The following is an 11,866-nucleotide window of genomic DNA, read 5'->3' on the forward strand; positions in this document are numbered from 1 at the left end:
CACGCCGCTCGTCCTGCGCGAACGGGGCTCCGGGACGCGGCAGGTCCTCGACGCGGCCCTGGCCGTCGCCGGGCAGGGCGGGCTCGCGGAGCCGCTGCTCGAACTCGCCTCGACGACGGCGGCGAAGGCGGCGGCGGTGAGTGGCGCGGGGCCGTCCGTGCTCAGCGAACTGGCGGTGGGGGAGGAGCTCTCGGGGCGGCGGTTGGTCGCGGTTCCGCTGGAGCGCGGGCTCGACCTGCGTCGCGCTTTGCGGGCCGTGTGGTGCGGCCCGTACCCGGCGGGGCCGGCGCGGGTCCTGCTGGGGCTCACCCAGGGCTGAGCACCCGGGGGCTCCGCCCCCGGACCCCCGTTTCCGTCACGGCGACTGCTCGGCCGCCCGCACCAGCCCGCGCAGCACCCGCAGGTCCGGCCGCGCTTCCGGGTGCCACTGGACTCCCACCACGAAGGCGTCCCCCGGGCGTTCGAGCGCCTCGATCGTGCCGTCCTCCGCGTGGGCCGTCGCGATGAGGCCCTCGCCCAGGCGGGCCACCGACTGGTGGTGATGGGTGGCGACGTCGATCGCCTCCGGCAGGAGCGCCGCCGTGCGGGTGCCCGGGACCGGTGTGACGAGGTGGTCGGTGAACGCGCCGACCACGGGGTTGTGGGCCTCGTGGCCCACCTCGTCCGGCAGGTGCTGGGTGAGCGTGCCGCCCGCGTGGACGTTCATCAGCTGCATGCCCCGGCAGATGCCGAGCACCGGCAGTCCGCGCTCCAGGGCCGCGGAGAGCAGGGACATCTCCCACGCGTCCCGCTCCGGCACGGCAGCGCCCGTGCGCGGGTGCGGGGACGCGCCGTACAGGGCGGGGCCGAGGTCCTCGCCGCCGGCCAGGACCAGGGCGTCGAGGCGGCGCACGACCGCCTCCGCCGCGCCCGGGGTGTCGTCCGGCGGCAGCATGGCCGCCAGACCCCCCGCCCGCCGGACGTGCTCCGGGTAGGCGGCCGGCAGCAGTGCGGCCGGCAGGTCCCAGGCGACGCCCCAGCGGGCCCGGGTGAGATAGGTGGTGACGCCGATCAGGGGGCGTGTGCTCATGGCTCCGTCCATTCCGTAGGGTCCGTTCGGCCCGCGCGGCCGCTCATTCGCGCTCCAGCTCCGCCTCCGCCGCCGCGAGCGCCGCGAATTCCTCCTCCGGCGCGCTCGCCACCAGCCGGTGCCTGCTGTAGAAGGCGAAGTAGGCGGCGGCCACGGCGTACACGCCCAGGGCGATCAGGGCCGCGGTCACATCGACCACGAACGTCGCGACCAGGGCCGCGCAGGCCAGCACGAAGGCGACCGTGGAGGTCAGCACGCCGCCCGGCGTGCGGTACGGCCGGTCCAGCCCGGGCTCGCGGCGGCGCAGGACGATGTGGGAGAGCGACATCAGCGCGTAGGAGATCGTGGCGCCGAAGACGGCGACGTTGAGCATCCGGGCCCCGTCCCCGGTGGCCGCGGCCAGCGCGAAGCCGAGGGCGCCGGGCACCAGCAGGCCGAGCCAGGGCGCCTTGCGGCGGCTGGTCAGGGAGAGGAAACGGGGGAGGTAGCCGGCCCGGGAGAGGGCGAAGAGCTGGCGGGAGCCGGCGTAGATGAGGGAGAAGAAGGACGCCACCAGGCCCGCCAGACCGGCGTAGTTGACCAGGCGGGCGAGGGCGCCGCCGTGGCCGCCGGCCTCCAGCGCGGCGACCAGGGGATTGCCGGCGTCCTTCATGGCGTCGGCCCCGCCCGCGCCGGTGGCGGCGAGGAAGGTCAGCAGGGCCAGGAGCAGCAGGATGCCCATCGAGGTGGCCATGGCCTTCGGCAGCGTGCGGGCCGGGTCCCGGGTCTCCTCGGCCGCGAGCGGCACGCCCTCGACGCCGAGGAAGAACCACATGCCGAAGGGGAACGCCGCCCAGATGCCCAGGACGCCGAACGGCAGCCAGGAGGAGGCGCCCAGCGCCCCGTGGTCGACCGGGATGTCGTCCAGGCGTCCCGCGTCGAAGCCGGTCAGCGCGCCGGCCGCGAACACCAGCAGCGCGGCCACCGCGATGCCCGTCACCACGAAGCTGAAGCGCAGCGCCTCGCCGACGCCCCACAGGTGGATGCCGATGAAGAGGACGAAGCAGGCGAGGTAGACCGGCCAGCCGGAGGTCAGGCCGAACAGGTGCAGGGACTCGACGTAGTCGCCGATGAAGATGGCTATCGCGGCCGGCGCGAGGACGTACTCGATGAGGATCGCCGTGCCCGTCAGGAAACCGCCCCAGGGCCCGAGCGCGCGGCGCGCGAAGCCGTAACCGCCGCCCGCCGTGGGCAGGACGGCGGCGAGTTCGGCGAGGGCGAAGACCATGCAGGTGTACATCAGGCCCATCAGCACGGCGGCGACGGCGAGTCCGCCGAAACCGCCGTGGGCCAGGCCGAAGTTCCAGCCGGAGTAGTCGCCGGAGACGACGTACGCCACGCCGAGCCCCGTCAGCAGCAGGGGACCGGCGCTGCCCCGGCGCAGCGTGCGCTTCTCGAGATAGTCCGGGGAGCCGTCCGGGGCCGGCCGGCCGGCGGGCGGTGCGCTGGGGGAGTCCGTGCGATCGGCCATGAGCCGCTCCTGCCTCGGGGAGGGACGCGGGAATGAGAATGCCAGGTAAAGGTTGCGCGCCATACCTTTGCCGCGCCGATGGCGGAAAGGCAACCCCCGTGCGTTAAACCCGCGTTACCCACCCGGGTCTTTACGCCAAAAACCCCCGCAACAGCGCGGCCGTCCCGCAGCAGTGCTCCCGCATCACCTCGCGCGCCCCGTCCGCGTCACCGTCCAGCACGGCGTCCACGAGGGCGGTGTGCTGCCGCTGCGAGTGCTCCAGGTTCCGTACCAGCAGCGGAATGCAGTCCAGCAGGTCGTTGACCGTGGCGCGGACCGCGGCGTACTGCCCGGCCAGCGAGGGGGAGCCCGACAGTTCGGCGAGCGTCAGGTGCAGCATGGTGTCCAGACGGCGGTATTCGGCCAGCGGGGCGTCGTTCGTCGCGGCCAGCGCCGCCCGCAGCCGCTCCGCCCGCTCACCGGTCAGCCCGTCGGTGGCGCACAGCCCCGCGGCGCCGACCTCCAGCACCTCGCGGAAGCGCAGCGTGTCCTCGACGTCCACGGCCGCCACCCGGCGGCGCAGTTCGTCCTCGCCCGCCGTCACCGGCCGCCCGAGCACGAACGTACCGCCGTAGCGGCCGCGCCGGCTCTCCACCAGGCCCTGGTCGTGCAGCACCTTCAGCACCTCGCGCAGCGTCACCCGGCTGATCCGCATCCGCTCGGCCAACTCGCGCTCGGCCGGGAGCCGTTCCCCCTCGGCCACCAGGCCCAGCCGGACGATCTGGAGGATCTGCTCCAGCGCCTCCTCGAAGCCGTTGCCCGCGCGCACCGGCCGCAGCACCGGCGAAAGGCGGTCCGCCGCATCCTCGTTCATCGACCCTCTTCCCAATCAATGGTCTGCCGTCCTACCTTAAGGGCCCGGCCGTACCCGACAGGAGGCCCCACCGTGGCAGACCGCACGCCCCCGATGACCGTCGACGAACTGCGCCGCCTCGTCGACGCCGGGGAGATCGACACCGTCGTCCTCGCCTTCACCGACATGCAGGGACGGCTCCAGGGAAAGCGGTTCGCCGCCCGGTTCTTCCTCGACGACGTCCTGGAGCACGGCACCGAGGGGTGCAACTACCTCCTCGCCGTGGACGCGGAGATGAACACCGTCGACGGCTACGCCATGTCCTCCTGGGAGCGCGGCTACGGCGACTTCGCCCTGCACGGCGACCTCGCCACCCTCCGCCGCACCCCCTGGAACCCCGGCACCGCCCTGCTCACCGCCGACCTCTCCTGGCACGACGGGTCGCCCGTCCTCGCCTCGCCCCGCCAGATCCTGCGCCGCCAGCTGGACCGGCTGGCCGAGCACGGCTGGAGTGCCTACGCGGGCACCGAGCTGGAGTTCATGGTCTTCAAGGACACCTACGAGGAGGCCTGGAACCGCGGCTACCGCGGCATGACCCCCGCCAACCAGTACAACTGCGACTACTCCGTCCTCGGCACCGGCCGCGTCGAACCCCTCCTGCGCCGCATACGCAACGAGATGGGCGCCGCCGGCCTCACGGTGGAGTCCGCGAAGGGCGAGTGCAACCTCGGCCAGCACGAGATCGCCTTCCGCTACGACGAGGCGCTCACCACCTGCGACCAGCACGCGGTCTACAAGACCGGCGCCAAGGAGATCGCCGCGCAGGAGGGCATGGCCCTGACCTTCATGGCCAAGTACGACGAGCGCGAGGGCAACTCCTGCCACATCCACCTCTCCCTGCGCGACGAGGCCGGACGCCCCGTGTTCGCCGACGAGGCCGGCCCGTACGGCATGTCGAAGCTGATGCGGCACTTCCTCGCCGGACAGCTCGCCGCCCTGCGCGACTTCACCCTGCTCTACGCGCCGAACATCAACTCCTACAAGCGCTTCCGCCCCGGCTCCTTCGCCCCCACCGCGGTCGCGTGGGGCCCCGACAACCGCACCTGCGCCCTGCGCGTCATCGGGCACGGGCCGAGCCACCGCTTCGAGAACCGGCTGCCCGGCGGCGACGTCAACCCCTACCTCGCCGTCGCCGGACTGGTCGCCGCCGGACTGCACGGCGTCGAGCACGAACTCGAACTGCCGGACGCCTGCACCGGCAACGCCTACACCGGCGACGCCGCCCACGTCCCCACCACCCTGCGCGAGGCCGCGGACCTGTGGGAGGCCAGCCCGATCGCCCGGGCCGCCTTCGGCGACGAGGTCGTCGAGCACTACCTGAACATGGCCCGCGTCGAGCAGCAGGCGTACGACACGGCCGTCACGGACTGGGAGCGCTTCCGCTCCTTCGAGCGCATGTGAGGACCCCCGCGTTGCACGAGATCATCAACCCGGCGACCGAAGAGGTCATCGCGACCGTCCCCGGCACCACCCCCGCCGAGGTCGACGCGGCCGTCGCCCGCGCCGCACGGGCACAGACCGCCTGGGCCGCCCTCGCCCCCGGCGACCGGGCCCGCCAGCTGCGGCGCTTCGCCACGGCCGTCGACGAGCACCTGGAGGAACTGGCCGCCCTGGAGGTCCGCGAGGCCGGCCACCCGATCGGCAACGCCCGCTGGGAGGCCGGCAACGCCCGGGACCTCCTCGACTACGCCGCCGGCGGCGTCGAACGCCTCACCGGCAGCCAGATCCCGGTGAGCGGCGGCATCGACGTCACCTTCCACGAACCGCTCGGCGTCGTCGCCGTCATCGCGCCGTGGAACTTCCCCATGCCCATCGCCGCCTGGGGCTTCGCCCCCGCGCTGGCCGCGGGCAACGCCGTCCTCCTCAAACCCGCCGAGACCACCCCGCTGACCGCGCTGCGGCTCGCCGAACTCGCCCTCGCCTCCGGACTCCCCGAAGGACTCCTCCAGGTCCTGCCCGGCGCCGGCCCGGTCACCGGCGCGGCACTCGTCGAACACCCCGGCGTCGCCAAGGTCGTCTTCACCGGCTCCACCGCCGTCGGCAAGCAGATCATGGCCGGCTGTGCCGCCGGTGTGAAGCGCCTGACCCTCGAACTCGGCGGCAAGAGCCCCAACATCGTCTTCGCCGACGCCGACCTGGAACGCGCCGCCGCCACCGCGCCCGGCTCCTTCCTCGACAACACCGGCCAGGACTGCTGCGCCCGCAGCCGCATCCTCGTCCAGCGTTCCGTCTACGACCGCTTCCTCGGACTCCTCGAACCGGCCGTGCTCTCCTTCACCGTCGGCGACCCCACCGACCCGGCCACACAGATGGGCCCGCTCATCTCGGCCGCCCAGCGGGAGCGCGTACGGTCGTACGTCCCCGAGAGCGCGCCCGCCGCCATCCGGGGCGAGGCCCCGGCCGGCAAGGGGTTCTGGTACCCGGCCACCGTCCTGGAGGGCACCCCGGACGACCGGGTCGCCCGGGAGGAGATCTTCGGCCCGGTCGCCGTCGTCATCCCCTTCGAGGACGAGGACGAGGCCGTACGGATCGCCAACGCCACCGACTACGGGCTGTCCGGCTCGATCTGGACCCGGGACGTCGGCCGGGCCGTCCGCGTCTCGCGCGCCGTCGCCGCCGGCAACCTCTCCGTCAACTCCCACAGCAGCGTCCGCTACTGGACCCCCTTCGGCGGCTTCCGCCAGTCCGGCCTGGGCCGGGAGCTGGGCCCCGACGCGCTGTCCGCCTTCACCGAGACCAAGAACGTGTTCATCAGCACCGAGGAGACCAAGTGACCGAGACCCCCGTCTGCCGCCGGCTCACCGGCCGGACCGCCGTCATCACCGGAGCCGGCAGCGGCATCGGGCTGGCCACGGCCCGGCGGCTCGCCTCCGAGGGCGCCCGCGTCGTGTGCGCCGACATCGACGAGACCGCCGGCAAGGCCGCCGCCGACGAGGTCGGCGGACTCTTCGTCAAGGTCGACGTCACCGACCCCGAGCAGGTCGAGGCGCTGTTCAGGACCGCCTACGACACCTACGGCTCCGTCGACGTCGCCTTCAACAACGCCGGCATCTCGCCGCCCGACGACGACTCCATCCTCACCACCGGGCTCGACGCCTGGAAGCGCGTCCAGGAGGTCAACCTCACCTCCGTCTACCTCTGCTGCAAGGCCGCCCTGCCCTATATGCAGCGCCAGGGCAAGGGCTCGATCATCAACACCGCCTCCTTCGTCGCCGTCATGGGCGCCGCCACCTCCCAGATCAGCTACACCGCCTCCAAGGGCGGCGTCCTCGCCATGTCCCGCGAACTGGGCGTGCAGTTCGCCCGCGAGGGCATCCGCGTCAACGCCCTGTGCCCCGGGCCCGTCAACACCCCGCTGCTCAAGGAGCTGTTCGCCAAGGACCCGGAGCGGGCCGCGCGCCGGCTCGTGCACGTGCCCGTCGGCCGCTTCGCCGAGCCCGAGGAGATCGCCGCCGCCGTGGCCTTCCTCGCCAGCGACGACTCCTCCTTCGTCAACGCCGCCGAGTTCCTCGTGGACGGAGGCATCGCCGGCGCCTACGTGACCCCGCTGTAAGGTCCAAGATCGACACGGGGGCGGGCCCGGCCGCCACCGGGCCCGGCCCCCGTGCGTGACCTGCACCCGACCTCCATGAGGACGCATGCGCACTCTCCTCGCCACCGGCCTGGCGGCCGTCGCCGCTCTCACCGCCGCCGCCCCCGCCGGAGCCACCACCCCCGCCCGCGCCGACCATACGGCCCGGGCCCACTGCCCCAGGCTGGACGCGAACCTCCCCTGGTTCGGCGACAACCGCGCCAAGCTCCAGAAGATGATCGACGAGCGCGGCACCTGCTCCGGCAAGCGTGGCCCCCGCCCCGTCGCCGCCTTCGACTGGGACAACACCGTCGTCAAGAACGACATCACCGACGCCACGCTCGCCTGGGCACTCAAGCACGACGGGATCCTGCGCCCCAGGAGCTGGCGGGACACCAGCGCCTGGCTCACCCCCGCCGCCGACAAGGCACTCACCAAGGCCTGCGGCACCGCCGTGCCCGTCGGCGCCCCGCTGCCCACCTCGCGCAACACCGCCTGCACCGACGAGATCTACGAGATCCGCGAGAAGTCGCAGACCATGGCCGGCGAACCGGCCTTCGCCGGCGACTGGGACCACCGCCGCACCGTGCCGGCCTACGCCTGGATACCGCAGCTCTTCGCCGGCCACACCCCCGCCGCCCTCACCTCCATGGCGAAGAAGGCGCGCGCCGAAGCGCTCGCGGCGCCCGTCGGCAGCAAGCAGACCGTCGGCACCCACACCATCGCCGGCTACGTCCGCTACTACGACCAGCAGAAGGACCTCATCCGCACGCTCAAGAGGGCCGGCTTCGACGTCTACATCGTCTCCGCCTCCTCCGAGCCCATCGCCGAAGCCTGGTCCGGCGGCGTCGGCCTGGACCGCGCGCACACCATCGGCATCCGCAGCATCACCGAGCACGGCAGGCTGACCGCCCGCCTCAAGGGCTGCGGCGGCGCCGAGACCGGACGCGGCGACGCCCTGCCGTACATGGACGGCAAGCGCTGCATGATCAACCAGGAGATCTTCGGGATCAAGGGCGCGGCGGCCTGGAAGCAGCAGGACCCCGCCCACCGCATCGCCCTCGGCGCGGGCGACGCCGACACGGACGTGACGTTCGTGAACGACGCGACCGGCGCCCACATCGCCGTCAACCGCAACAAGGCCGAGCTGATGTGCCGCGCCTACGACGACGCCGACGGACGCTGGGTGGCCCAGCCCATGTTCATCGACCCCATGCCGCGCAGGTCCGGCACCTACCCCTGCTCGACGACCGCCGCGACGCTCCCCGACGGGACGCACGGCCCCGTCCTGCGGGCGGACGGCAGCGTCATTCCGGACCAGCCGGACCGGGCCGCCTGAGCCACCGGCTCCGCGCCCGAAGGGCGGACCGGGCGCCCGGCGGATCCCCGGCGATTCCGTGGAATCCCGGGATTCGCCGGGCGATCCGCGGGTACCCCCGCGCCCGCGACGACGGGGACCGGTGATCATCGGCGACACCGGTCCCCGCCGCTCCCCCAGGAGGCCCCGCATGCCCGACACCATGCTCGCCGGACGGCTCGACCTGCGCACCGGCGGCTTCGCCGTCGAGGAGACGCCCATACCCGAGCCCGGACCCGGCCAGGTCCGCATCAGGGTCCGGGCGGCGGGCATCTGCCTCTCCGACGTCCACCTCGTCGACGGCAGCCTCAAACCCCTCTACGCGACCGGTGAGAAGGTCACCCTCGGCCACGAGACCGCCGGCATCATCGACGCCCTCGGCCCCGGCGTGCCCGGCACCTGGGCGGAGGGGCAGCGGGTCCTGCTCCAGGCCGGCGAACGCTGCGGAACCTGCGCCGCCTGCCTGCGCTTCGCCCCCTGCCCCGTCCTGCGCACGCGCGGCGTCGACTACGACGGCGGCTGGGCCGAATACGCCCTCGCCACCGCCCACACCCTCGTCGCCCTCCCCGACGACCTGCCCTTCGAACAGGCCGCCGTCATCCCGGACGCCGTCTCCACCCCCTGGGCCGCCATCACCACCACCGGCGCCGCACGCCCCGCCCGGCCCGCCGGCGTATGGGGCGTCGGCGGCCTCGGCGCGCACGCCGTCCAGCTGCTCCGCCTCACCGGGGCCGCGCCCGTCATCGCCGTCGACCCCCTCGAAGCCGCCCGGCGACGGGCGCTCGACCTCGGCGCCGACCTCGCCCTCGACCCGCACGCCCCGGACTTCCGCGACCGCCTCCGCGAGGCCACCGGGGGCCGCGGCCTGGACCTCGCCCTCGACCTCGCCGGCGTCCCCGCCGTCCGCGAACAGGCCGCCCGCTGCCTGGCCCCCGGCGGCCGCCTCGTCCTCGTCGGCCTGCACCCCGGCCCGCTCACCGTCCCCGACAGCATCGCCTTCAGCTACCGCGAGCAGAGCGTCCTCGGCCACTACGGCTCGACGCCCGCCCACGTCGAGGAACTCGTCGCCCTCGCCCGGCTGCACCGGCTGGACCTCGGCCGCTCCATCAGCGACACCCTGCCGCTCACCGAGGCGGCGGCCGGCATCGACCGCCTGCGGAAGAAGGACGGCGCGCCCGTCCGCCTCATCCTCACCCCCTGAACCCCGCTCACCCGCGGTGACGGGCGAGGGTCAGAGGTACGTGTGGCCCTCGCCCCGGTACGTCGGCACCGTCCGCACCACCCGATCGCCCTCGACCAGGTGCAGCGCCGGGAAGCGCTCGCACAGCTCCCCCGCCTTCGCGTGCCGGAACCACACCTTGTCGCCGACCAGCAGATCGTCGGCCGGCTGACCCAGCAGCGGCGTCTGCACCTCGCCGGCGCCCTCCTGCGGCGCCAGCCGCAGCCCCTCCGGCAGCCACGGCACCGGCAGCCGGTCCGCGCCCGCGGCCCCCGACGCCGGATAGCCCCCGCCCAGGACGGTCACCACCCCGACCCCCGGCCGGCGCACCACCGGCAGCGCGAACAACGCCGCCGGACGGCCCCGGAACGAGCGGTAGCCGTCGAACAGATGCGGCACGTACAGCCCCGACCCGGCGGCCACCTCCGTCACCGCCGCCTCCGCCGCCGTGTGCTGCACACTGCCCGTACCCCCGCCGTTGACGAACTCCAGCTCCGCCACGGCCCGTACGGCCCGCACCGCCTCCGCCCGGCGCGCCGCCAGTTCCCGGCGCGCTGCCGCCTGCATCAGCCGCACCGCCCGCGAGTACAGCGGCCGGCCCGCCACCGTGTCACCCACGCCCGCCACGTGCGCCTCGTACGCCATCAGCCCCACCAGCCGGAAGCCGGGGCGCCGGTCGACGGCCCGCGCCAGCTCCGCCAGCCGCTCCGGGTCCCGCACCGGAGAGCGCAGCGCCCCGATCCGCACCCGGCCGCCCGGCAGCCGCAGCGCGGTGTCCAACTCCAGGCACACCCGCACCTCTTCGCGACCCGCGCGGGCCGTCTCGATCAGCCGCAGCTGGGCGGGATCGTCCACCATGACCGTCACGGCGCGGGCGAGCTTCGCGTCCGCCGTCAGCTCCGCGAAACCGGCCCGGTCGGCGGACGGATACGCCAGCAGCACGTCCTCGAACCCCGAACGCGCCAGCCACAGCGACTCCGCGAGGCTGTAGGCCAGCACCCCCGCGAACCCGTCCCGCGCCAGCACCCGCTCCAGCAGCGCCCGGCACCGCACCGACTTGCTCGCCACCCGCACCGGCTTCCCGCCCGCCCGGCGCACGAGATCACCGGCGTTGGCGTCGAACGCGTCGAGATCGACGATGGCGAGCGGCGCGTCCCAAGCGGCGGTGGCCCGGTCGTAACGGGCACGGCAACCGGCACGGTCCACGGGTATCGGCGGCATGGCGGGGAGCTTGCCAGAGCGGCGGACCGGGAGGAAGGGGGCGGCATCGGATGACGGACCACCGCGCCGGCCCCCGTAGAGTGACGCGGGTGCGTACCGCCGCCTCCGCCGCCTGCCTCGTCCTCGGCACCGGCCTCGTCGCCGGCGCCCTCGCGGCACACGCGCTCGCGGGCGACCCGCCCGAGCCGTCGCCCTACGAGCGCGGCCGCTCGCTGTGGCACAGCGTCCCCGTCGACCGGCTCTTCCCGCCCGCCCTGCACGGCGACGCGGCCGGCCCCGGCGGCGCCGACCGCGACTGGCGGCGCCTCGGCGTCGCCCCCGACACCGGCTGCGCCGGGGCCTTCGACCCCGCGCTCGCCCGCGCCCTCGCCCCCGCCGGCTGCACCCGGCTCCTCCGCGCCACGTACACCGACGCCACCGCCACCACCGTGACCACCGTCGGCCTGCTCGTCACCGGCACCGGCCCCGCCGGCATGCGCGCCCTGCGCGACCGCTTCGACGACGGGCACCTCGACCGGCGCACCGACCTCATGCCGCACCCGTACGCGCCCCCCGGCACCCTCGCGGCCCGCTTCGGGGACGCGCAGCGCGCCAGTTGGCGCGTCACCGTCCTCACCGACGCGCCCGCCGTCGTCTACACTGTCACCGGCTTCGCGGACGCGCGCACGGACACCCCGCCCCAGCCCGCCTCCGACGCCCTTCTCCCGGGTGCGGCCTCCGCCGTCGCCCAGGCAGGACTCGCCCACGACGCGACGGCTCTCGCCGACCGCCTGGAACGCACCCTCCGCGAGGCCCTGCGCGCGACGCCGGAGCAGACGCCGTGACGCGCCGGACCCTCCGGACGCTCGCCGCGCTCGCCCTCGCGGCGTGCTGTGCGACGACGGCCGCACCGGCCGCCCGGGCCGACGCCATACGCAGCCAGGAGTGGGCGCTGGAGGCGCTGCACGCCGAGGACGCCTGGCGCACGACCAAGGGGGCCGGGGCCACGGTCGCCGTACTGGACACCGGCGTCGACCCCCACCACCCC

Annotated in this window: 11 protein-coding genes and 1 pseudogene; 8 read left to right on the forward strand and 4 right to left on the reverse strand. The window is 74.5% G+C overall.

Features of this window, described 5'->3' with window-relative positions; translation table 11 throughout:
* A partial coding sequence (locus tag AB0K09_RS21795) for a LysR substrate-binding domain-containing protein (RefSeq protein ID WP_366067044.1) occupies positions 1 to 319 on the forward strand: 319 nt, incomplete at its 5' end.
* Between the two features lie 36 nt (positions 320 to 355).
* On the opposite strand, the gene AB0K09_RS21800 is transcribed toward AB0K09_RS21795, so the two are convergent.
* The 3 genes from AB0K09_RS21800 to AB0K09_RS21810 all read right to left on the reverse strand — a co-directional run bounded on the left by AB0K09_RS21800 (position 356) and on the right by AB0K09_RS21810 (position 3,432).
* Complete coding sequence (locus tag AB0K09_RS21800; protein ID WP_366067045.1) at positions 356 to 1,069, reverse strand: gamma-glutamyl-gamma-aminobutyrate hydrolase family protein; 714 nt, start codon at positions 1,067 to 1,069, stop codon at positions 356 to 358.
* A gap of 43 nt (positions 1,070 to 1,112) precedes the next feature.
* Positions 1,113 to 2,579, reverse strand: coding sequence for an ethanolamine permease (gene eat, locus AB0K09_RS21805; protein ID WP_366067046.1), 1,467 nt, complete (start codon positions 2,577 to 2,579; stop codon positions 1,113 to 1,115).
* Positions 2,580 to 2,709: 130 nt separating this feature from the next.
* Positions 2,710 to 3,432 carry an FCD domain-containing protein gene (locus AB0K09_RS21810; protein WP_366067047.1) on the reverse strand — a complete coding sequence of 241 codons (723 nt, stop codon included), beginning with the start codon at positions 3,430 to 3,432 and terminating at the stop codon, positions 2,710 to 2,712.
* A 72-nt stretch (positions 3,433 to 3,504) separates the two neighbouring features.
* On the opposite strand from AB0K09_RS21810, the gene AB0K09_RS21815 reads away from it, so the two are divergent.
* The 5 genes from AB0K09_RS21815 to AB0K09_RS21835 all read left to right on the forward strand — a co-directional run bounded on the left by AB0K09_RS21815 (position 3,505) and on the right by AB0K09_RS21835 (position 9,600).
* The gene (locus AB0K09_RS21815; protein WP_366067048.1) at positions 3,505 to 4,872 is read left to right on the forward strand and encodes a glutamine synthetase family protein; all 1,368 of its coding nucleotides are present in this window, start codon (positions 3,505 to 3,507) and stop codon (positions 4,870 to 4,872) included.
* 11 nt (positions 4,873 to 4,883) lie between these two features.
* On the forward strand, positions 4,884 to 6,245 hold the full coding sequence (locus AB0K09_RS21820; RefSeq protein WP_366067049.1) for an aldehyde dehydrogenase family protein: 1,362 nt from the start codon (positions 4,884 to 4,886) through the stop codon (positions 6,243 to 6,245).
* Positions 6,242 to 7,024, forward strand: a complete 783-nt coding sequence (locus AB0K09_RS21825; RefSeq protein WP_366067050.1) for a 3-oxoacyl-ACP reductase — start codon at positions 6,242 to 6,244, stop codon at positions 7,022 to 7,024. The genes AB0K09_RS21820 and AB0K09_RS21825 overlap by 4 nt, the downstream gene beginning before the upstream one ends.
* Before the next feature lie 85 nt (positions 7,025 to 7,109).
* Positions 7,110 to 8,381 (forward strand): haloacid dehalogenase-like hydrolase, encoded by a 1,272-nt coding sequence (locus tag AB0K09_RS21830; RefSeq protein ID WP_366067051.1) that lies wholly within the window; start codon positions 7,110 to 7,112, stop codon positions 8,379 to 8,381.
* Positions 8,382 to 8,550: 169 nt separating this feature from the next.
* Positions 8,551 to 9,600, forward strand: a complete 1,050-nt coding sequence (locus AB0K09_RS21835) for a zinc-binding dehydrogenase (protein ID WP_366067052.1) — start codon at positions 8,551 to 8,553, stop codon at positions 9,598 to 9,600.
* 30 nt (positions 9,601 to 9,630) lie between these two features.
* Here the strand turns inward: AB0K09_RS21835 and AB0K09_RS21840 are convergent, their stop codons facing one another.
* On the reverse strand, positions 9,631 to 10,839 hold the full coding sequence (locus tag AB0K09_RS21840; RefSeq protein ID WP_366067053.1) for an alanine racemase: 1,209 nt from the start codon (positions 10,837 to 10,839) through the stop codon (positions 9,631 to 9,633).
* An 89-nt stretch (positions 10,840 to 10,928) separates the two neighbouring features.
* On the opposite strand from AB0K09_RS21840, the gene AB0K09_RS21845 reads away from it, so the two are divergent.
* Both AB0K09_RS21845 and AB0K09_RS21850 read left to right on the forward strand, forming a co-directional pair.
* The gene (locus tag AB0K09_RS21845; RefSeq protein WP_366067054.1) at positions 10,929 to 11,663 is read left to right on the forward strand and encodes a hypothetical protein; all 735 of its coding nucleotides are present in this window, start codon (positions 10,929 to 10,931) and stop codon (positions 11,661 to 11,663) included.
* Positions 11,660 to 11,866: pseudogene (locus tag AB0K09_RS21850) on the forward strand (type VII secretion-associated serine protease mycosin); the annotation flags it as partial. The gene AB0K09_RS21845 and the pseudogene AB0K09_RS21850, both read left to right, overlap by 4 nt.

The organism is Streptomyces sp. NPDC049577 (assembly GCF_040675635.1).
Lineage (GTDB): Bacteria > Actinomycetota > Actinomycetes > Streptomycetales > Streptomycetaceae > Streptomyces.

What these genes read in the sequence shown, in the direction of transcription:
- AB0K09_RS21830 (WP_366067051.1), top strand. Translation starts at nt 7,110, where the DNA reads ATGCGCACTCTCCTCGCCACCGGCCTGGCGGCCGTCGCCGCTCTCACC.
- AB0K09_RS21840 (WP_366067053.1), bottom strand. Translation starts at nt 10,839, where the DNA reads ATGCCGCCGATACCCGTGGACCGTGCCGGTTGCCGTGCCCGTTACGAC.
- AB0K09_RS21810 (WP_366067047.1), bottom strand. Translation starts at nt 3,432, where the DNA reads ATGAACGAGGATGCGGCGGACCGCCTTTCGCCGGTGCTGCGGCCGGTG.
- AB0K09_RS21800 (WP_366067045.1), bottom strand. Translation starts at nt 1,069, where the DNA reads ATGAGCACACGCCCCCTGATCGGCGTCACCACCTATCTCACCCGGGCC.
- eat (WP_366067046.1), bottom strand. Translation starts at nt 2,579, where the DNA reads ATGGCCGATCGCACGGACTCCCCCAGCGCACCGCCCGCCGGCCGGCCG.
- AB0K09_RS21835 (WP_366067052.1), top strand. Translation starts at nt 8,551, where the DNA reads ATGCCCGACACCATGCTCGCCGGACGGCTCGACCTGCGCACCGGCGGC.